The sequence below is a fragment of the Xanthomonas sp. CPBF 426 genome, assembly GCF_903989465.1.
GTDB lineage: Bacteria > Pseudomonadota > Gammaproteobacteria > Xanthomonadales > Xanthomonadaceae > Xanthomonas > Xanthomonas euroxanthea.
Genome location: NZ_LR861805.1, coordinates 503766 through 523755, shown reverse-complemented (window position 1 = coordinate 523755; position 19990 = coordinate 503766). Strand labels below are relative to the sequence as shown.

Here is a 19990-nt window from a genome sequence, read left to right as displayed (position 1 = left end):
TTGTGTGCTGCGGTGCAGGACAGCTTTTTGCTGTGTGGTCCTTAACATCGCAACTCATATCATTTGAAACTTCTTGGTGAAGGTGTCGCCGCAATGAGCGTAGCCGCGCAGTTCGAGATCGAATATCTGCAATACATGGACGCGGACGGCCAGATCGTCCGCGACGACCTGCCGGCCGACGCCGCCAACCCGCAACAGCTGCTCGCCCTGTTCAAGCGCATGCTGTTCGTGCGCACCTTCGACAGCAAGTCGGTCGCGCTGCAGCGCACCGGCAAGTTGGGCACCTATGCGGCCTGCCTCGGTCACGAAGCCACCCACGTGGGCATCGGCGCGGCGATGCGCAGTGGCGATGTGTTCGCGCCCAGCTATCGCGAGTACGGCACCATGTTCGAACGCGGCGTGCGCCCGCGCGATGTGCTGCTGTACTGGGGCGGCGACGAACGCGGCAGCGACTATCCGCGCGATGCCGATGCGGCGATCGACTTCCCGATCTGCGTGCCGATCTCCACCCAGTGCCTGCATGCGGCCGGTTCGGCGCTGTCGTTCAAGCTGCGGGGCAAGCCGCAGGTCGCGGTGGCCTGCTGTGGCGATGGCGGAAGCTCCAAGACCGACTTCTATGCCGCGCTCAATTCGGCCGGTGCCTACAAACTGCCGCTGATCCTGTGCGTGATCAACAACGGCTGGGCGATCTCGGTGCCGCGCTCGGCGCAGACCGGTGCGCAGACGCTGGCGCAGAAGGGCCTGGCCGGCGGCCTGCATTGCCTGCAGGTGGATGGCAACGACCTGATCGCGGTGCTCGAAGCGATGCGCCAGGCGCGCGCGCGCGCATTGGCCGGCGACGGCGGCACGGTGATCGAGTTCCTGACCTATCGCCTGTCCGATCACACCACCGCCGACGACGCGCGGCGCTACCGCGGCGAAGAAGAGGTCAAGCAGGGCTGGGCGCGCGAGCCGCTGCTGCGCCTGCGCCGCTATCTCACCGCGCAAGGCCTGTGGGACGAGGCGCAGGAAACCGCATGGAAGGCCGAATGCGGTGCGCGCGTGGACGCAGAGGTCAATGCCTATCTCAACACCCCGGTGCAGCCGGTCGAAGCGATGTTCGATTACCTCTACGGCGACCCGCCGGCCGAGTTGCTGGCCCAGCGCGCCGAGGTGATGGCGCAGGAGGCCCGTCATGGATGAGCTCAACCAGTCACACCTGGCTGCGACACAGCAGGCCAGTGCCCCTTACAACGCCGCAGCCACGCGCGGAGAGAGTGCCATGAGTTCGCCCATCACCCTGATCGAAGCCATCACCCAGGCGCTGGCCTGGGAGCTGGAACACGACCCTGCGGTGCTGGTGCTGGGCGAGGATGTCGGCGTCAACGGCGGCGTGTTCCGCGCCACTGCCGGCCTGCAGCAACGCTTCGGCAGCGAGCGGGTGCTGGACACGCCGCTGGACGAAACCACCATCGCCGGCCTGAGCGTCGGCCTGGCCGCGCAGGGCATGAAGCCGGTGGCCGAAGCGCAGTTCGACGGCTTCGTGTATCCCATGGTCGATCACCTGATCTGCCATGCCGCACGCCTGCGCAACCGCACCCGCGGCCGCCTGCATTGCCCGATGGTGCTGCGGGTGCCGTGGGGCGGCGGCATCCGCGCGCCGGAACATCACAGCGAAGCCAACGAGGCCATCTTCACCAACGTGCCCGGCCTGCGCGTGGTGTTGCCGTCCTCGCCGCAGCGCGCCTATGGGCTGTTGCTGGCCGCGATCCGCGACCCGGATCCGGTGATCTACATGGAGCCCAAGCGCATCTACCGCCAGTACAAGGAAGTGGTCGCCAACGATGGCGAAGCGCTGCCGCTGGATGTGTGCTTCGTGCTGCGCGACGGTACCGACGTCACCCTGGTCACCTGGGGCGCGCAGGTCAAGGAAGCGCTGGAAGCGGCCGACAAACTCGCTGGCGAAGGCATCAGCGCCGAAGTCATCGATGTGGCCACGCTGCGCCCGCTGGACTTCGACACCATCGCCGAATCGGTGGCCAAGACCGGCCGCTGCGTGATCGTGCAGGAAGCCCCGCGCACCGCCGGCTTCGGTGCGGAGATCGCCGCGCAGCTGGCGGAAAAATCGATGTACGACCTGCTCGCACCGGTCGAACGCGTCACCGGCTACGACACGCATATCCCGCTGTTCCGGCTGGAAATGAAGTACCTGCCGAGCGTGGAGCGCATCGTCACCGCCGCCCGTCGCGCGGTGGCTGCCGGCTGACATGCGCGCCCGTCTGCTCTGCGATTACCGCGCCGCGTACGCCAACCCGATCCGCTTCCACGCTGGCCAGCACGTGACCATCGGCGTGCGCGACGAGGAATGGCCGGCCTTCGCCTGGGTCAACACCGGCGACGGTCATGCCGGCTGGGCCCCGGTGGCCTGGCTGCGCCCTCTGGGCGACGGCCAGGCCGAAGCCCTGCGCGACTACGACGCACGCGAACTCGATGCCCAACAGGGCGAGGACGTGTTGCTGCATTACGAACATGGCGGTTGGTGGTGGTCCGAGCGTGCCGATGGCATGCAGGGCTGGCTGCCGGCTGCCGACCTCGAACTCCTCGACGACACCACGCCGCCACTGCCTGCGGCGCAAGAGAACCTGCCATGAGCGAAGCCAAGAATTTCCACCTGCCCGACCTGGGCGAAGGCCTGCCCGATGCCACCATCGTCGAATGGTTCGTCAAGGAAGGCGACAGCGTGCGCCTGGACGATCCGCTGGTCTCGATGGAGACCGCCAAGGCGGTGGTCGAGGTGCCCTCGCCGTTCTCCGGCACCGTGACCAAGCTCGCCGGTGCCGCTGGCGATGTGATCGTGACCGGCGCGATGCTGGCGCAGTTCGCGCTGGACGCCTCGCAGCCGCAGCGCGCCGACGGCCAGGACACCGGCCACTCGCATGGCCCTGCACCCACGCATACGCCCAGCACCGGCGACAGCGCGGCCGGCCCGACCGCGCGCGTGGTCGCCTCCGACAACGGCGGCGAGATCGCCGACGCCGACGCCAGTGGCCAGAGCGAGCGCGACGACGCCGGCACGGTGGTCGGTGCGATGCAGAGCTCCAACGCGGTGCAGAGCGAACAGGCGATTGCCGTCGGCGGCGTGCGCGCGATGCCGGCGGTGCGTGCGCTGGCGCGCAAGCTGCGGGTGGACCTGGCACAGGTGCGCGCCACCGGCCCGGACGGCACGGTGACGATGGCGGATGTGAAGCAGGCCGCAGCAGCAGGCACCGCACGGCTTTCAGCCGGCGCGCAGGGCGTGTCGACCTCATCGGCCAGTGGCCGAGGGACCGCCGCTGGCGGCGGAGCGACCGCAGGCAACAACGCGCACCAGTCAGACGGTAGCGTGCATCCTTCGGACAACAACGCGAACCATTCGGATGGCAACGCGCGTTCCCTTCTCCCGCCTGCGGGAGAAGGTGCCCGCAGGGCGGATGAGGGCACCACCGCCCGCTCGTCGCTGTCGGCCAGCGGCAAGCCGATGCGTACCCAATCGCCCGGCACCAGCGTCAAGGGCCAACCCGAACAGCTCAAGGGCGTGCGTCGCAACATGGCGCGGGTCATGGCCGATGCGCACAGCAAGGTGGTACCGACCACGCTCAACGACGATGCCGACATCCACGCCTGGCAGCCCGGCAACGACGTCACCGTGCGGCTGGTGCGCGGCATCGTGCGGGCCTGCCAGGCGGTGCCGGCGCTCAACGCCTGGTTCGACGGCGAGGCACTCAGCCGCACCCTGCACCCCCAGGTCGATATCGGCATTGCCGTGGATACCGAAGAAGGCCTATTCGTGCCCGCGCTGCGCAATGCCGACATGCTGGACGCACACGGCATCCGCGAGAGCGTCAACCGGCTGCGCCAGCAGGTGGAAACCCGCAGCATCGCCGCATCGGAACTCAGCGGCTACACCATTTCGCTGTCCAACTTCGGCATGTTCGCCGGCCGCTACGCCACTCCGGTGGTGGTGCCGCCATGCGTGGCCATCGTCGCCGCCGGGCGCGCGCGCTACCAGCTCACCCCGGTGATGGGCGGCGTGGAAACCCACAAGGTGATGCCGCTGTCGCTGACCTTCGACCACCGCGCCGCCACCGGCGGCGAAGCCGCGCGTTTCCTGCGTGCGCTGCTGGACGATCTGGCGCTGGCCAACTAACGCGCGGACAGCAAGACGACCGGCGCCCACCGCCAGGTGGGCCCGGCAGGTCTTGCGGATCTCATCCGCACGCGACCGGGGCGGCGCCTGCAGTGCACGCATTGCTTGGGGACCGTTGGCAGCAGGCCACCATGTCGCCATCCATGGATGAAGTCGCGACGTGTCACACGATCGGTTGAGGGCGCCGCTCGGTAAGGGCGCCGCGCAGTCGACCCACCGTTTTTTTTCAAGCATCTGACCGCGGCGGAATGACGCCTTGGTCGAAGTAGTGGTCGCTTTGCGTCGTGCCCCGATGAGGCTTGAACACTGCGGATGGATCAGTTGCAGAGCAGCCGATCTGCGGGATTTCTGCAGGGCCCTCGCCTGCCCACCATCGCAGGACACGCCGTGAATCCATCCATGGAGGCTCTTACGCGGCATCCATGCCGCGTAAGGTCCCGCGACGGTGAGCGGGCAAGGACCTGTCGAGATGGTCGGTGTGCGGGTGCAAGCAATGCATGACGTGCACTGTTTGGATAACGGGGCGTTCGCTCGACCTTCCGCCATTTTCCATTGCAGGCCAGCAGCCGGCCAACTGTCTGGTGCGGTGCCCTCGCCGATTGCGGACCGTGTGGCGGCATGGATGCCGCCACCGAGCCCCCAGGGACGGGTTCACGGCGTGTCCCGCAAGCGGTGAGGGCACCGCGCACTCGACGCTGCGCGTTGGCTGCAGGGCCCTTGCCCACCCACCGACGCAGTGCCCGCGGCGGCCCCGCATGGGTCTCACCGACCATTGCAGTGCAAATGCCTGGATAATCGGTCCATGTCATTTGCCCATCTTTCGCTGTCGCCGCAGCTGCAGCCATTCTTCGACACCGCGCTGGCACGCGCCGGCCACCACACGCCCACGCCGATCCAGCAGCAGGCGATTGCGCCGATGCTGCAGGGCCGGGATCTGATTGCGATGGCGCAGACCGGTTCGGGCAAGACGCTGGCCTATGCGCTGCCGCTGCTGCAGCAACGCTGCCTGGCGCCGGATGTTGCCCCGCGCGTGCTCGGCGCGCTGGTGCTGGTGCCCACGCGCGAACTCGCCGCGCAGGTCGAAGACACCTTGCGCCAACTGGCCGCGCATCTGCCGCGGCGGCTCAAGATCGTTGCGGCCACCGGCGGCAGTTCGATCAATCCGCAGTTGCTTGCCCTGCGCGGTGGTGCCGATATCGTGGTCGCCACGCCCGGCCGGTTGCTGGACCTGGTGGATCACAACGCGCTGCGCCTGGGCGAGGTTGCCACGCTCGTGCTGGACGAAGCCGACCGCCTGCTCGAACGGGGCTTCGGCGCCGAGCTCGATCGCATCCTGGCCCTGCTGCCGGCGCAACGGCAGAGCGTGCTGTTCTCGGCCACGTTTCCGCCCGCCATCGCCTCGCTGGCCAAGCGGCGCCTGCGCGACCCGCTACGCATCACCGTCGATGCCACCCCGGAAGCTACGCCTGCAATCGAACAACGCGCGATCGCCGTCGACGCCGGCCAACGCACGCAGCTGTTGCGCCACCTGCTGCAGGAGCATGGCTGGTCGCATGTGCTGGTATTCGTCGCCAGCCGGCACACCGCCGAGAAAGTTGCCGAAAAACTCACCAAGACCGGCATCGCCGCACAACCGCTGCATGGCGAACTGAGCCAGGGCCGCCGCGAGCGTACGTTGCATGCCTTCAAACAGCGCGAGCTGCAGGTGCTGGTGGCCACCGATCTGGCCGGGCGCGGCATCGATATCGATGCGCTGCCGGCAGTGGTCAATTACGACCTGCCGCGTTCGACGGTGGACTACACCCACCGCATCGGCCGCACCGCGCGCGCAGGCGCCAGCGGCCTTGCGATCAGCTTCATCACCGCAGAGAGCCAGCCGCAATGGCGCCTGATCGAAAAACGCCAGGGCCTGCGCGTGCCCACCAGCGTGGTTGCCGGTTTCGAGCCGACCCTGGCGGCAACTGCGCCTGCGACGCAGACGCCAAATGACGGCGCGCGCGCTCCGGACGACAACGGCGGCATCAAGGGCAGGCGGCCGAGCAAGAAGGACAAGCAACGCGCAGCGGCGGCGACGCAGGCTGGCAAGCCCGACTGACAGCGGGGAGTGCCACCTGACGCGCCGTCGTCACGCGAAGGTGGACGGTGCGACGATGCCTCAGTCCTGCTCGAAATCCAGCTCGCCGCCCGGCGCGTTGTCGCCATCCGCACGCGGGGTACGCTTGCCGGGCTTGCGCAGGATTTCCACGAAGAACTGTTCACCACCTTCGCTGGTGAGCGCATTGATCGAGCGGATCAGCTCGGCCGGCGGCAGCGGCGCGGCACTGGCCTCGTCCGCCCCGAAGCGCATGTCGAAGTCCCAGTAATCCGCGCCTTCGGGCAAATCCTTGCGGCGCTCGCGGCGGATGTACTTGCGGATATCGTGCTTGCTGGACTCCAGCAGACGATCGCGGTTCTTGCCTTCGAGGTTGAGCTGATAGGTCTTGCGCATGGCGACATCGGTTGGGAACTGGCCGCCTATTGTGAGGCCATGCGGCCACTCTGGGTGAATCGCCGGCCATTGGCGTGGACCGAGCAGGCACCTGCGTGTGCATGCGCTCGATTGCGTGGTCGCGTTCGTGCCGGGGTGCACGCCGATGCCAGGCAGCACCATGTGCAAGCCTCCGTCACCTCAACTCGTCATCACGCACACGTGCATCAGCCGCAGTCCCTCACCCCACCGTTGCCGTTGCCGGCGCCAGCGCTTGCGTGCCCGCGACGAACGCCTGCTCGGCCGCAATCACCTCATCGGCGTGGTCCTGGCACCAGTGCAGCAGCGCCATCATCGGCGCTTCCAGGGTGTCGCCCAAGGGCGTGCGCCGGTATTGCACGGCCACCGGAGACGAGGAAATCACTTCCCTGCTGATCAAGCCGATCCGCTCCAGCCGCCGCAGCGCTTCGGTCAGCGACTTGTGCGTCACCCCGTCCAGTTGCCGCTTGATCTGATTGAAGCGCGTCGGCCCGTTGCACAGCACCGTCATGATCATGATCGACCACTTGTTGGCGATCGGCTCCAGCACGGTGCGGATATCCGAGATGCGATAGAGGTCGCAGGGCGCAGCGGTTTCCTCGGCCATATCTAGTTACCTCAAAGTGCGTAATTGAAACTAAGTATAGGATGGATATCATCTCGCCGGTACTGAAAACCGACTGGACGCGGTATCGCCGCGTCCAATCCCGTATCGACAACCAGCGAGAAACTGTCCATGTCAACGAATGAGCTCCACGGCAAAGTGGCCCTGATTACCGGCGCCTCCAGCGGCATCGGTAGCGCAACGGCCAAGAAACTCGCAGCGGCAGGAATGAAGGTGGGCCTTGCCGCACGTCGCATCGACCGGCTGCAGGCATTGAAGGCAGACATCGAGCAGGCGGGCGGCCAGGCCGTCGTGCTGGAAATGGATGTCGCCAGCAAGGACTCGGTCACAGCCGGCGTCGCAGCACTGATCGCCGCTTACGGCGCCATCGATGTGCTGGTCAACAACGCCGGCATCATGCCGCTGTCCAGCATCGATGACTTCCATACCGACGAATGGGAACAGATGATCGATGTCAACGTGAAAGGCGTGCTCAACGTGGCCGCAGCGGTGCTGCCGCAGATGATCAAGCAGCATTCCGGCCATGTCTTCAATACTTCCTCGATCGCCGGGCGCAAGGTCTTTGGCCAGGGATTTGCGGTGTACTCGGCAAGCAAGTTTGCGGTGACCGCGTTCACCGAAGGCCTGCGCATGGAAGTCGGCAAGAAGCACAACATCCGCGTCACCAGCATTCAGCCGGGCATCGTTGCAACCGAGCTTCCGGCACAGACCACCAGCGCGGAATATCAGGCAATGATGGCCGGTTATGCCGGCACGGTGCGGATGCTGGATCCGATGGATATTGCCGACACCATCCTGTTCGCAGCGCAGGCACCGGCGAACGTCAATATTGCCGAAGTGTATGTGGTGCCCACCGACCAGGTGTAACGGATGCTCGACCACTCCATGCAGCCGGCTCCCCGGCGGCATGGGGCACGCGACGCTTCGGAGCAGCTAGCAAACCCCCTGTGCGCACCGCCACCCGGGCGAGGTCGGTGCTCGAAATCGGTGCGTTGGTCATCGCTCGGCACGCGGTTGACCTAGCCGCCGCTGCCAAGCGTTGAGGGGTCGCCTCACATGGGTGGGGCGACACACGCAAGGCCGGCGATGGACAGGCAGTGCGTGGCGATTGCAGGCACCACCCGCATCTGCCCGGCGACGCGCAGTGCTTGTCGACGCGCAAGGTGTCACGCATCCACCCGCAGGCGCGCTAGGTGCGTCAGCTCAGCCCAAGCTGCTTGCGCAAACTGCCATCCACCGCACTGGCGGGCATGAACCGGCGCAATTTGCTCAGCAGCGATGCCTGGCCGGGCGGGGTGCGACGCATGCGCCACTTGCCCAGTGCGGCCTCCACCACGGTGGTGGCCACGTCCTGCGGTCCCGGCGCATTGTCGATGTAGCCGGTGACCGCACGGCCAACCATGTCACGTTCGCGGTCGTACTCGGCGATGGTGCTCTGCGCCACCGGCGAATTGCTGCCCAGGCTGGTCTTGGTGTACGCCGGCTCCACCAGCGTCACCCGGATGCCGAACTGGCGCAGCTCATGGTCCAGCGTTTCCGACAAGCCTTCCACCGCGTGCTTGGAAGCGGCATACACCCCCATGTACGGTGCCGGCAGGAAACCCAGCACCGAGCTGACATTGACGATGCGCCCCCGGCGCTTGTCACGCATGTGCGGTGCCACCGCCTGGACCGTGCGCAGGATGCCCAGCACGTTGGTATCGAACAGCACAGCAGCTTCTTCGGGGCTGGTTTCCTCCACTGCGCCGACAAGGCTGCTGCCTGCGTTGTTGACCAGCACATCGATGCGGCCGCTGCGGCCGACGATACCGTCGACGGCGCGCCGCACCGAGGCAGCGTCGCGGATATCCATCTCGACCAATTCCACATTGGCCAGCGGCGCGGCGCCGGAAAGCGCGCGCACGCTGCCGTAGACGGTGCAGCCGCGCTGGGCGAAGCGCTCTGCGGCAACGCGGCCGATGCCGGAGGACACACCGGTGATCAGCACAACGGACTGCTGTTGCATGGTAATTCCTTTATCTATGAGGGAAGAGCGCCGGCCAGGTGCGCAGCCGTTGGCGGCGCGCGGATCGAACGCGAGGATGACAAGCGCCCTATAGCCAAAGGCGACGGCAGCATGGCCGCCGTCGCCCATGGCACTCAGGCGTGCTGCGCAACCGCCGCGGTGCTGCTGCTGCCGTTGCCGTTGCCGGTATCGGGGCGGATCTTGAACCAGATCGAATACATCGCCGGCAGGAACACCAGCGTCAGGATCGTGCCGGCCAGGGTGCCGCCGATCAGCGTGTAGGCCAGCGTGCCCCAGAACACCGAGTGCGTGAGCGGGATGAACGCCAGGATCGCCGCCAGCGCGGTCAGGATCACCGGCCGGGCGCGCTGCACGGTGGCTTCCACCAGGGCTTGGAACGGGTCCAGACCCTCGGTCTCGTTGTGGTGGATCTGCCCGATCAGGATCAGCGTGTTGCGCATCAGGATGCCCGACAACGCGATCAGGCCCACCAGCGCATTGATGCCGAAGGGTTGCTGGAACAGGATCAAGGTCGGCACCACACCGATCAGGCCCAGCGGGCTGGTCAGGAACACCATCACCATCGCCGAGATCGAGCGTACCTGCAGGATGATGATCAGCAAGGTGGCCGCCAGCATGATCGGGAACAGCGGCAGCATCGCGGTGGTCGCCTTGCCGGATTCCTCGATGGAACCCGCCTCCTTGATCTGATACCCGCTGGGCAGTTTTTCGATGATCGGCTGCAATTGCTTGGTGATCACGGCCGAGACATCCGGCGGCTGCAGCTGGTCGTCGACATCGCCGCCCACCGTGATCGTCGGCACGCGATCGCGGCGCCGCATGATCGGCTCTTCCATCCGCACATCCACCTTGCCCACCTGCGCCAACGGCACGCGCTGGCCATTGGCGCCGGCCAGGGTGAAGTCGGCGATGCGCGCCGGATCGAAGCGCGTGTCGCCGGCCGAACGCGCCATCACCTGCACGCTGCGGATATCTTCGCGCACCAGCGTGACCGGCACGCCACTGAGCAGGAACTGCAGTTGCTGGGCCACGGCGGTCGAGGTCAGCCCCACTGCCTGCAGGCGGTCCTGGTCCAGGGTGAAATGCAGCGTGGGGGTGCGCGTGCCCCAGTCGGTGTTGACGGTGCGCAGCATCGGGCTGTCCTGCATCACCTGCCTGACCTGCGCAGCGATGCCACGCAACACCTGCGGGTCCGGCCCGCTGACCCGGTACGCCACCGGGAACTGCGAGTACGGGCCGAAGGTGAGCTGGGTGACACGCACGCGTGCTTCGGATGCGAGGCCTTCGGAAATGGCCTTGCGCAAACGCAGCTTCAATGCATCGCGCTGGTGCTGGTCATCGGTGCGGATCACGATCTTGGCAAACGAGGGGTCCGGCAACTCCGGGCCCATGGCCAGGAAGAAGCGCGGCGCGCCCTGCCCGATGTAGGCGGTGACGATCTTGGCTTCGTCCTGCCTGGCGAGCCAGGCTTCGACCTTGGCGGTGGCCGCGCTGGTCTGGTTGATCGAGGTTCCGTACGGCATCTGCACTTCGACCAGGACTTCGGGGCGATCGGAGATCGGGAAGAATTGCTTCTTGACGATGCCCATGCCAACGATCGCGAGCACGAACAGCCCCACCACCGAGCCGGCCACCAGCCATTTGCGCGCGATGACGCGCCCCAGCGCAGCGCGGAAGCGGTTGTAGCGCGGCGTGTCGTACATCGCGGCGTGGCCGCCTTCGATCTTCTTCAGGTCCGGCAGCATCTTGACGCCCAGATAGGGCGTGAACACCACCGCCACCACCCACGACACGATCAACGCAATGCCCACGATCCAGAACATGTTGCTGGTGTATTCGCCGGCGGTGGAGGCGGCAAAGCCGTTCGGCATGAAGCCGACCGCGGTCACCAGCGTGCCGGACAGCATCGGCGCGGCGGTATGGCTCCACGCATACGCCGATGCGGCGACGCGGCTGTAGCCTTCCTCCATCTTCACCACCATCATCTCGATGGCGATGATGGCATCGTCCACCAACAGGCCCAGCGCCAGGATCAACGACCCCAGCGTGATGCGGTCGAAGTTCTTGCCGGTGGCCAGCATCACCACGAACACCGCCGCCAGCGTCAACGGCACCGCCGCCGCCACCACGATCCCCACGCGCCAGCCCATACTGACGAAGCACACCAGCATCACCACCAGCAATGCGACGAAGAACTTGGTCATGAACTCGCCGACCGATGCGTCGATGTTGACCGCCTGGTCGGTGACCTTGCTCAGGGTCATGCCCAGCGGCAGCTCGGCATTGATCGCGCTGACTTCGCTGTCCAGCGACTTGCCCAGATCCAGCCCGTTCCAGCCATCGCGCATGATGATGCCCAGCAACAACGCCGGCTCGCCGCCGCTGCGGATCATGAAGGTGGACGGATCCTCGTAGCCGCGCTTGACCGTGGCGATATCCGACAGCTTCAGGGTGCGGCCCTGCACCACCAACGGGGTGTCGCGAATCTTCTGCAGGCTGTCGAGCGCACCATCCAGGCGGATGAACACCTGCGGCCCGCGCGTTTCCACCGAACCAGCCGCATTCAAGGCGTTCTGCGCATTGAGCGCGGCAAACACGTCCTGCGGGCTGATGCCCAACGTGGCCAGGCGCTCGTGCGAGAACTCGACAAAGATGCGCTCGGGCTGTTCGCCGATGATGTTGACCTTCTTGACGCCCGGCACGTGCAACATGCGTTGGCGCAGGGTCTCGGCATCGCGCGCGAGCAGGCGTTGCGGCTCGCCCTTGGCCTTGAGGGCGAACAACGCGAAGGTGACGTCCGCATATTCGTCGTTGACCATCGGCCCGATCACGCCGGCCGGCAGGTTGCCGACTTCGTCGCCCACCTTCTTGCGTGCCTGGTAGAACTGCTCCTGCACCTGGCTGGGCGGCGTGCTGTCCAGCAAGGTCAAGGTGGTGAACGCAAGGCCGGGGCGCGTATAGGTTTCGCTGCGGTCGTACCAGCGCAGTTCCTGCAGGCGCTTTTCGAGTTTCTCGGCCACCTGGTCCTGCATTTCCTGCGGCGTGGCACCCGGCCAGGCAGTCACGATGGTCATCACCTTGACGGTGAAGGCCGGGTCTTCGGCGCGGCCCAGCTTGAGAAATGCGACCAGGCCGGCCAACGAAATCAGGAAGATCAAAAACAGCGTGATCGAGCGCTCGCGTACCGCCAGTGCCGAGAGATTGAATCGGCCCTCGCTCACGGCTGCGCTCCTGCCGCGGACGCGGTTTTGGCGCCGGTCGCGCTGCCATTGGCAGGCGCGATCGTGTTGGCGACCCGCACCCGCTCGCCGTCGCGCAACAGGTGCGCGCCCAGCGCGACGATGCGCTCGCCACGCCCCAGCTTGCCGGCGACATTGGCATGGTCATCGTCCAGGCCCAGCACGGTCACCGGCCGCCAGCTCACCCGGGTCGGGTTGCCGGCGATGACCCACACGCCCGGCCCCTTGCCGGCATCGAACACCGCGGCCAGCGGCACCTGCAGGCCGGCCTGGGTTCCGGTGGCGGTGCCGGCAGGCACGCGGACGCTGACGGTGGTGCCCAGCGGCGCCTGCGCCAGCGCGCCGTTGAGCACGTACCGCGCCTCGAAGGTGCGGGTGAGCCGGTCTGCGCTCTCGGAGAGCTGGCGTAAGGTGGCCGGCACGCTGACCGCGGCGTTGCCGAACAAGGTGGCCTGGGCCACCGAGCCAACCTGCGGGCGCAGGGTTTCCGGCAACTGGATCACCGCCTCGCGCGGCCCGGCATGCGCCAGGCGCACCACCGGCTGCCCGGCAGCAACCACCTGGCCCGGCTCGACCAGGGTCTCCATCACCACGCCGTCGGCATCGGCCAGCAGGTCGGTGTAGCGATTGGCATTGCGCGCGACATCGGCCTGGGCCTGGGCGGCGCTCAGCTGCGCCCTGGCCGCATCGGCGGCCGCCTTGATCTGGTCGTAGGCCGAGGCGGAGATGGCGCCGGTGCCGCGCAGGTCGCGATAACGGGCTTCATCTTCGGCGGTCTGCAGGGCACGGGCGCGGGCAGCGGCCACCGCGTCCTGCTGCGCACGCGCGGCCAGTTGCAGGTCCACCGGGTCGATGCGCATCAGCGGCTGCCCACGCTTGACGCGCTGGCCGGCATCGACCAGCCGCTCGGACACCTTGCCGGCGACGCGGAAGCCCAGATCGCTCTGCACCCGCGCGGCGACGGTGCCGGAGAAACTGCGCGTGCCTGCGTCGGCGTACGCGACGCTGGCCACCCGGACCAGCGGCGCGGCGGTCCGCGGGTCAGCAGGAGCATTGCCTCCGCAGGCGCTCAGCGCCAGCGGCAGAACACACAGTAGGGCGAAGGGAATCGGGAGGCGCGGCAGCATGGTCGTCTCAAAGCGAGCTGTTGATGGCTCGCATCTTGAGACTTGTGACCAAATCAGTCAATAGTCACAAACGAACTATGGCGCCAGACTGCGCAGTACCAGACTCGACAACAGCGCCGGGACCTCTTCGGCGTACTCCAAGCTGTGCTGCAGTAGCAGCGGATTGATGTATGGCCGCATCACCAGGTAGATCGCCCGGCTCGCCTCGTCCAGCGGCGTCTTTCGCTCGAAGTCACCACTCAGACGCCCCTCCACCAGGATCTCCTGCAGCAGCGCCTGCAGCTGCGCTTCGTAGACGAGGACCGTGGGCCACCGCTCGATCGAGGCAGACGTGGCAATCTCGTACAGCTTCGGTCCGCGTGCGTGCAGGCGCAGGCTTTCGTTGACTACCACCTTGAAAAGACTGCGTAATTTTTCCTGCGGCGTCGTTGCCTGGGCAACGGCCGCGGCCGTCTCGAGCTTGATTTCCTGCAGGCACTGGCCACAGATGACTTCGCCGATGGCCTGCTTTGAGGCGAAGAACTTGTAGATGTAGGCCTTGGAGAATCCAATCTCCTTTGCCAGATCGGACACGGCGGTCTTTTCGTAGCCATAGCGACTGAAGTGGTCGGCTGCTGCGGCCACGATCTGGTCGCGCACGTCGTGATCGACCGGGCCCCGGCCCGCAACTGGGTAACTGGATGCTTTGTTCATTTGGACAGCTTAGCGCTGTCGTCCCCGACTTACAAAAGTGACCATTTCGTATTACAGTCACTCACCGTTTCGCCATTTTGGTCTCCTCATGCCACTCCGCACCCTTGCAGCGCTTATTGCCGCCAGCCTCGCCGCAGGTTGTGCGGTCGGCCCCGACTACGCCCGCCCGGACGCGCCCGTGCCGGATCGCTACCTTGGCCAGGCCGCCGTGGCTGAACGCCAGGCCACCGTGCAGGCCGACCTGGCCACCTGGTGGACCGGCTTCAACGACCCGGACCTGAGCCGCTACGTCACCCAGGCGCTGGCGCAGAACCTGGACCTGGCCCAGGCCACCGCACGCGTCACCCAGGCCCGCGCCGGGCTGACTGCCGCCACCGCCGCGCTGCTGCCGTCGGGCAACATCAGCGGCAACGCGGCCCGCGCCTACCAGTCGCTGGAAACGCCGCTTGGCCAGGTGCTCAGCAGCACGCCCAACTTCGACCGCTATGCCAGCACCTACGAAGCCAACCTGGGCGCGAGCTGGGAACTGGATCTGTTCGGCGGCCTGCGTCGCGGGCGCCAGGCCGCCCTGGCCGACTACCAGGCCAGCGAAGCCGGTGCCGCCGCCACCCGCCTGGCGGTGGCGGCGCAGACCGCCGATATCTACATCAGCATCCGCGGCCTGCAGGCCCGGCTGGAGGTGGCCCAGCGCCAGGTCGCCACCCAGCAGGGGCTGGTGTCGATGGTGACGCTGCTGCATGGCAAGGGACTGGCGCCCGAGCTGCAACTCCACCAGGCGCAAGGCGCGCTTGCGCAGGCGCAGGCGTCGGTGCCCGGCATCGAAAGTGGCCTGGTCGCGGCGATGAACGCCCTGGACGTGATGCTGGGTGTGCCGCCCGGCACGCACCGCGCGGAACTGGCCGCCACCAAGCCGATTCCGCTTGCACCGCAGATCGCCGACACAGGCACGCCCGGCGACCTGCTGCGCCGCCGCCCCGATCTGATCGCCGCCGAACGCAGGCTGGCAGCGTCGAACGCGCGCATCGGCGTGGCGATGAGCGAGTACTACCCCAAGTTCTCGCTCAGCGGCCTGCTCGGCAGCGCCACGGCCATCTCCGGCGGCAACCTGTTCACCGGCGATGCCGCGCAGTCGTCCGGTGTGCTGGGGCTGCGCTGGCGGCTGTTCGACTTCGGCCGCATCAATGCGCAGATCGCCCAGGCCAAGGGTCAGGAAGCCGAGCAACTGGCGGCGTATCGCCTGGCGGTCCTGCGCGCCACCGAGGACGTCGAAAATGCATTCACCGCGCTGGTCAAGCGCGAGCAGCAGGCCGCGGTGCTGTCGCAGGGAATGGAGGCGCTCGGCAAGGCGCGTGGCGCCTCGGCCCTGGCCTATGAGAAAGGCGCGGTCAGCCTGATCGAAGTGCTGAATGCCGACGACACGCTGCTGCGCGCGTCCGATGCGCAGGTGCAGGCGCGCACGGATGCAGCGCGCAGCGCAGTGGCCACCTTCAGGGCGCTGGGCGGAGGCTGGCAATCCAGCGCCGCCGAGGCGGTGGCAGTACAGCAGTCGTCACCGCGGTGACGTGACCCAGGCAAGACCCGAGCATGCAATCGCCAGCCGCGGCGATTGCATGGCATCGGCACGCGGCCCGACCGCTGCAGGCAGCAGGGCAACGCGATGGCGCTGCACTGCAGCCTGCAGCCGTCACGGTGCAGCGCGCTCAATCGGCGTGGAAGCGGATGCCTTGATTGATCGTGCATTGATACGCCAGCACCGGCCCACGTTGCTGCAGGCCCGGCAGGTCGTACATGTAGGTGGTGAAACGCACACTGCCATCCGGGCGCAGTTGGTAGCGCATGAACTGCTGGATCGGCTTGCCGTCGTTGGCCACGGTGAAGTGCGAGCCGGAGAACGCGGCGGTGCCGTCTTCGGTGATGCGGTACGCCTCGATATGGCGGCCGCCACGGGTCTGCGTGACGGGCGTGCCTTCTTCGGGTGTGCAGCGGCCAAGGTCGGTGGTCAGGCTGACGTCGTAGCCGGATTCCAGGGCTGCGAGCACTTCAGCACGGGTATTGAGCGATTCGCTGGCCCAGGCGGGCAGCGCACAGGCGCACAGCGTGGCGAGCAAGGTGGCGGGAGCAAGACGGGGCATGGCGAACTCCAGGCGGACGGGGGAATCAAACGCCCTGGACGGTCATCGGCCCAGGGCGATCACCATGACCTAGTCCTGTCTGCACCGTTGCGCTGCGCTACGCATCACGCGGCATGATTGCGCTGTTTGGCGAAGTGCGCACGCGATTGCCGGATGCGGGCTATGCCCGTGCGCGCAGAGGCTGCTTGCAGTGTGATCGGGCGTCTTCCGCGCCAGAAAAAATGACAGGGGAAAGACGGCACACGGCAGACGGTATGTGCATCACGCAAGTGTCCGATGCACGCGTAACGCGCTGCGCGGGGTGCCGGTCACGCCCCAGTCGCGGCCAGGTCCGCTCCTACGGCTGGCGCGTCGACCGGAATGACCGTTTTCAGAGAATCCTCTAACCACACGAGGCTGCGCGCGTACCCTCATCCGGCGCGGGCGCGTCACCTTCTCCCGATGGGAGAAGGGCTGGAACCCGCGATCGTCGAAGCTTCAACGCCCGGCCGTCCGTAAAAACGTCGGAATGAACGCACATCTCGCTACAAACGCCCATTGACCTCGCGCGGCACCTGTTCCGGCTCTGGCTGTAACGCCGGCATCGCCCCCAGCAACAGACGTTCTGCCAGGGCGCGCGTGGCCACGCGCAACTCCGGCACGGCGGTGATTTCCCAGTAACGCCCGCGCAACAGCGGGCCCACGCAATACAGCCCCGGCACGATCTGCCCGGCACCGTCGCGCACGCGCAGTTGCGCATCGGTGTCCACGCCCAGGCCCAGCGGCTCGGCACGCAGCAGCCCGGCTTCGCGCATGCCGGCGATCAGCGGGTCACTGGTGCGGTCGATATCGGTATCCAACCCTGTGGCGCGGATCACCGCATCGTAATGAGCGGTCTGCGCGTCGGCCGATCCACGCGGGCGGATCACCGCTTCCACGCCGTCGGGCACCCAACGCGCACGCAGCAGCCGCGCTGCAACGATCTGCAGCTGCCCCGATTCCTGCAATTGCGCCAGCTGTTCCGCCGCGCCCGGCGCAACCCGATGCCGCGCCACTTCCCAATACGGGCGCAGATGGCGCAGGAAGCGCGCACGCTGCGACAATTCCAGCCGCTGCCACAGCGGTTGCAGATGCGGGCGCAAGGCATCCACCACGCGTCGCCAGTCGTCGACCACGGCGCTCAGCTGGCGCACGCCGCGCAGCAGGCCGCGCAGGTCGGCATCCTTGAGTGCGCGCTGCAGATGCGGCGGCAACTCCAGCGCCGCGCCCGGCTGGCGCAGATGCGCCTGCGGCGCCAGGCCGCGCCGCGAAATCGCCAGCAGGCGACCGCGATGCCCGCGCGTGTGCAGGGTCAATGCCACGTCCACCATGGTCAGCCCGGTGCCGACGATCAGCACGTCGTCGTCCGGCGCCAGGCGCGCCAGGGCATCGCCCTGCCACGGCCAGCCGATATAGCGCGGATGCACGCTCAGCCGCGGGCCGATGCCGGCCAGCGCCTGCGGCTGCAATGCGCCCACCGCCAGCACCACCCGGTCGCTGTGGAAGGCGTCACCATTGGCCAGGAATACGCGGAAGCCCTGGCGCGCACGCTCCACTGCCACCGCTTCCTGCGACAGCCGCACGATCGACGCCTGCGCGCCACTGACCGCGGTATCCAGCTCGCTGCGCAGATAATCGCCATAGGCAAGCCGCGGCAGGAATTCCAGCCGCCCGCTGTCGCCCAGGTGCAAGGTATCGGCGAAGGCGCCTGGCGCCTGCGCGTCGATTCCCAGGTCCTTGGCGCGTACATTGAGCAAGTGCTCCGGCCGTGCGGCGCCATAGGCGATGCCGCTGCCGAAGGTGTCGGCCACGCCGACCAGGGTGATGCGCACCTGCGCATCGGCCGTCTGCGCCAGTGCACGGACCAGCGCGGTGCCGCAAAAGCCGGCACCGATGACGGTGATATGGGTTTCCATGTGCAACTCCCACTGAATGACCCGCACGTTTTGCCCGCAGCGCGATGCAAGCGTGTAAACAAATGGTTAGTAGCGAACAACCGAAAACGCATGAGCTGATCATGCTTGGTGATGAGGCTTGCGTCGCAAGCTGCACGCACCTCGTGTTGCACGCAGATGACAGCGCACGCGACCGCAGACAGGTGCCGGTGCATGGCTTCCAAGCTGGCGCGTAGCGCAGTGCTGCGCACCACCATTAGGGTGACTGACAAAACGTAGCGAGCAATCGCTCGGGACGTGTGGACGGCGCGCTCAGAACCTGAGTCCACGCGTGGCACATGGCAATTCCGGGCACCGGCCGCGCGCGCCTGGGGATGAGCGCAGTAGATCGCCAGCCCGCTACGCGCGCTGGCCAGCGCCTCGTTGGCAGAAGCGGTGGAAGAGTGGAACGGACAGCAGACATTGCAATGATGCGCTCAACACTGCAACGGCGGCACCGGGCACCGCGCCATGACCGAGCTGCTCGATAATGTCGGTTTCCGATCGAGTGTCCGCCATGTCCATTTCCGCAGCACCCACGCAAATCTCGCCGCGCAATCAACGCGTGCTGATCGCAGGCGGCAGCCGTGGCATCGGCCTGGCCATTGCCGACGCGTTCGTGCGCAACGGCGCGCAAGTCTCGCTGTGCGCACGCAATGCCGATGGCCTGGCACAGGCCGCACAGGTGTTGGCACCACATGGCAGGCCGGTCCATACCTTCGCCTGCGACCTGTCGGATGCTGCGCAGATCGAGGCCTATGTGCAGGCTGCAGCACAGGCGCTAGATGGCCTGGATGTGGTGATCAACAACGCCTCCGGCTATGGACACGGCAACGACGATGCCAGCTGGCAGGCCGGCCTGGATGTCGATCTGATGGCGGCCGTGCGTTGTAATCGCGCCGCGCTGCCGCATCTGCGCAACAGCGCCGCGGCGGTGATCCTCAATATCAGCTCGATCAATGCGCAACGCCCCACACCACGTGCGATCGCCTATTCCACCGCCAAGGCGGCGCTCAATTACTACACCACCACGCTGGCCGCCGAGCTCGCACGCGAGCGCATCCGCGTCAACGCGATCGCACCGGGTTCGATCGAGTTTCCCGACGGGCTATGGGCCCGGCGCCGCGATGAAGAACCGGAGCTGTATGCACGCATCCGCGACAGCATCCCGTTCGGGGGATTCGGTCAAGTGCAGCACATCGCCGATGCGGCGTTGTTTCTCGCATCGCCGCAGGCGCGCTGGATCACCGGGCAGGTGCTGGCGGTGGATGGCGGGCAGTCGCTGGGGGTGTGAGTGGGGATGTTTGCGCTGGCGAAGATGCCGATCCGCCGCGTGGACCCGTAGGAACGTGCCTGCGCGCAACGGAGCTTTATCGGTAACGCCGCGTCGCGCGCAGGCACGCTCCTACGACACAGCTGGCAGCCAGTCCTATTTCCGCGGCACCCTCGCAGCTATGGGCGAGCCCTGGCGGTGGACGGTTTGGCAGTCGCTGGGGTGTAGGCAAGGTATTTGTAATGGCGAAAA

General features: G+C 66.9%; 16 protein-coding genes, 1 other RNA gene and 1 pseudogene. 9 read left to right on the top strand and 9 right to left on the bottom strand.

The window, feature by feature from the left end; genetic code table 11:
• Positions 1–93: 93 nt before the first annotated feature.
• The 6 genes and pseudogenes from pdhA (at position 94) to H7A87_RS02200 (ending at position 6260) form a co-directional block, all read left to right on the top strand.
• On the top strand, positions 94–1182 hold the full coding sequence (gene pdhA, locus H7A87_RS02220) for a pyruvate dehydrogenase (acetyl-transferring) E1 component subunit alpha (RefSeq protein ID WP_104649134.1): 1089 nt from the start codon (positions 94–96) through the stop codon (positions 1180–1182).
• Positions 1175–2245 carry an alpha-ketoacid dehydrogenase subunit beta gene (locus H7A87_RS02215; protein WP_166766449.1) on the top strand — a complete coding sequence of 357 codons (1071 nt, stop codon included), beginning with the start codon at positions 1175–1177 and terminating at the stop codon, positions 2243–2245. Before pdhA ends, H7A87_RS02215 begins: the two co-directional genes overlap by 8 nt.
• Before the next feature lies 1 nt (position 2246).
• Complete coding sequence (locus tag H7A87_RS02210) at positions 2247–2630, top strand: SH3 domain-containing protein (RefSeq protein WP_104649133.1); 384 nt, start codon at positions 2247–2249, stop codon at positions 2628–2630.
• Positions 2627–4165 carry a dihydrolipoamide acetyltransferase family protein gene (locus tag H7A87_RS02205; protein ID WP_119129409.1) on the top strand — a complete coding sequence of 513 codons (1539 nt, stop codon included), beginning with the start codon at positions 2627–2629 and terminating at the stop codon, positions 4163–4165. The genes H7A87_RS02210 and H7A87_RS02205 overlap by 4 nt, the downstream gene beginning before the upstream one ends.
• Before the next feature lie 391 nt (positions 4166–4556).
• Positions 4557–4841, top strand: a pseudogene (locus tag H7A87_RS20755) (hypothetical protein).
• 126 nt (positions 4842–4967) lie between these two features.
• Entirely contained in the window at positions 4968–6260 is a 1293-nt protein-coding gene (locus tag H7A87_RS02200; RefSeq protein WP_119129407.1) for a DEAD/DEAH box helicase, read from the top strand.
• Between the two features lie 60 nt (positions 6261–6320).
• Here H7A87_RS02200 and H7A87_RS02195 read toward each other — a convergent pair whose 3' ends face one another.
• Positions 6321–6653 carry a DUF6172 family protein gene (locus H7A87_RS02195; protein WP_104649192.1) on the bottom strand — a complete coding sequence of 111 codons (333 nt, stop codon included), beginning with the start codon at positions 6651–6653 and terminating at the stop codon, positions 6321–6323.
• A gap of 220 nt (positions 6654–6873) precedes the next feature.
• The gene (locus H7A87_RS02190) at positions 6874–7278 is read right to left on the bottom strand and encodes a helix-turn-helix domain-containing protein (RefSeq protein ID WP_104649130.1); all 405 of its coding nucleotides are present in this window, start codon (positions 7276–7278) and stop codon (positions 6874–6876) included.
• A gap of 129 nt (positions 7279–7407) precedes the next feature.
• On the opposite strand from H7A87_RS02190, the gene H7A87_RS02185 reads away from it, so the two are divergent.
• Entirely contained in the window at positions 7408–8163 is a 756-nt protein-coding gene (locus tag H7A87_RS02185) for an SDR family oxidoreductase (RefSeq protein WP_164739689.1), read from the top strand.
• Positions 8164–8494: 331 nt separating this feature from the next.
• Here the strand turns inward: H7A87_RS02185 and H7A87_RS02180 are convergent, their stop codons facing one another.
• From H7A87_RS02180 to H7A87_RS02165, 4 genes are all read right to left on the bottom strand, one after another.
• Positions 8495–9301 (bottom strand): oxidoreductase, encoded by an 807-nt coding sequence (locus tag H7A87_RS02180; RefSeq protein WP_119129405.1) that lies wholly within the window; start codon positions 9299–9301, stop codon positions 8495–8497.
• Between the two features lie 134 nt (positions 9302–9435).
• Entirely contained in the window at positions 9436–12543 is a 3108-nt protein-coding gene (locus H7A87_RS02175) for an efflux RND transporter permease subunit (RefSeq protein ID WP_104586298.1), read from the bottom strand.
• Positions 12540–13688, bottom strand: a complete 1149-nt coding sequence (locus H7A87_RS02170) for an efflux RND transporter periplasmic adaptor subunit (RefSeq protein ID WP_119129404.1) — start codon at positions 13686–13688, stop codon at positions 12540–12542. The genes H7A87_RS02175 and H7A87_RS02170 overlap by 4 nt, the downstream gene beginning before the upstream one ends.
• 75 nt (positions 13689–13763) lie before the next feature.
• Positions 13764–14381 carry a TetR/AcrR family transcriptional regulator gene (locus H7A87_RS02165; protein ID WP_119129403.1) on the bottom strand — a complete coding sequence of 206 codons (618 nt, stop codon included), beginning with the start codon at positions 14379–14381 and terminating at the stop codon, positions 13764–13766.
• An 88-nt stretch (positions 14382–14469) separates the two neighbouring features.
• Here H7A87_RS02165 and H7A87_RS02160 point away from each other — a divergent pair, with 88 nt between their 5' ends.
• The gene (locus H7A87_RS02160) at positions 14470–15942 is read left to right on the top strand and encodes a TolC family protein (protein WP_119129402.1); all 1473 of its coding nucleotides are present in this window, start codon (positions 14470–14472) and stop codon (positions 15940–15942) included.
• Positions 15943–16081: 139 nt separating this feature from the next.
• Here the strand turns inward: H7A87_RS02160 and H7A87_RS02155 are convergent, their stop codons facing one another.
• From H7A87_RS02155 to H7A87_RS02145, 3 genes are all read right to left on the bottom strand, one after another.
• A complete protein-coding gene (locus tag H7A87_RS02155; RefSeq protein ID WP_115675762.1) occupies positions 16082–16513 on the bottom strand; it encodes a VirK family protein in 432 nt (143 codons plus the stop codon).
• 524 nt (positions 16514–17037) lie between these two features.
• Positions 17038–18447, bottom strand: coding sequence for an FAD/NAD(P)-binding protein (locus H7A87_RS02150; protein WP_180496865.1), 1410 nt, complete (start codon positions 18445–18447; stop codon positions 17038–17040).
• 242 nt (positions 18448–18689) lie between these two features.
• Positions 18690–18766: non-coding RNA, sX9 sRNA (locus H7A87_RS02145), on the bottom strand.
• 216 nt (positions 18767–18982) lie between these two features.
• Here H7A87_RS02145 and H7A87_RS02140 point away from each other — a divergent pair.
• Positions 18983–19759 (top strand): SDR family NAD(P)-dependent oxidoreductase, encoded by a 777-nt coding sequence (locus H7A87_RS02140; protein WP_119129400.1) that lies wholly within the window; start codon positions 18983–18985, stop codon positions 19757–19759.
• The last annotated feature ends 231 nt before the right edge of the window (positions 19760–19990 follow it).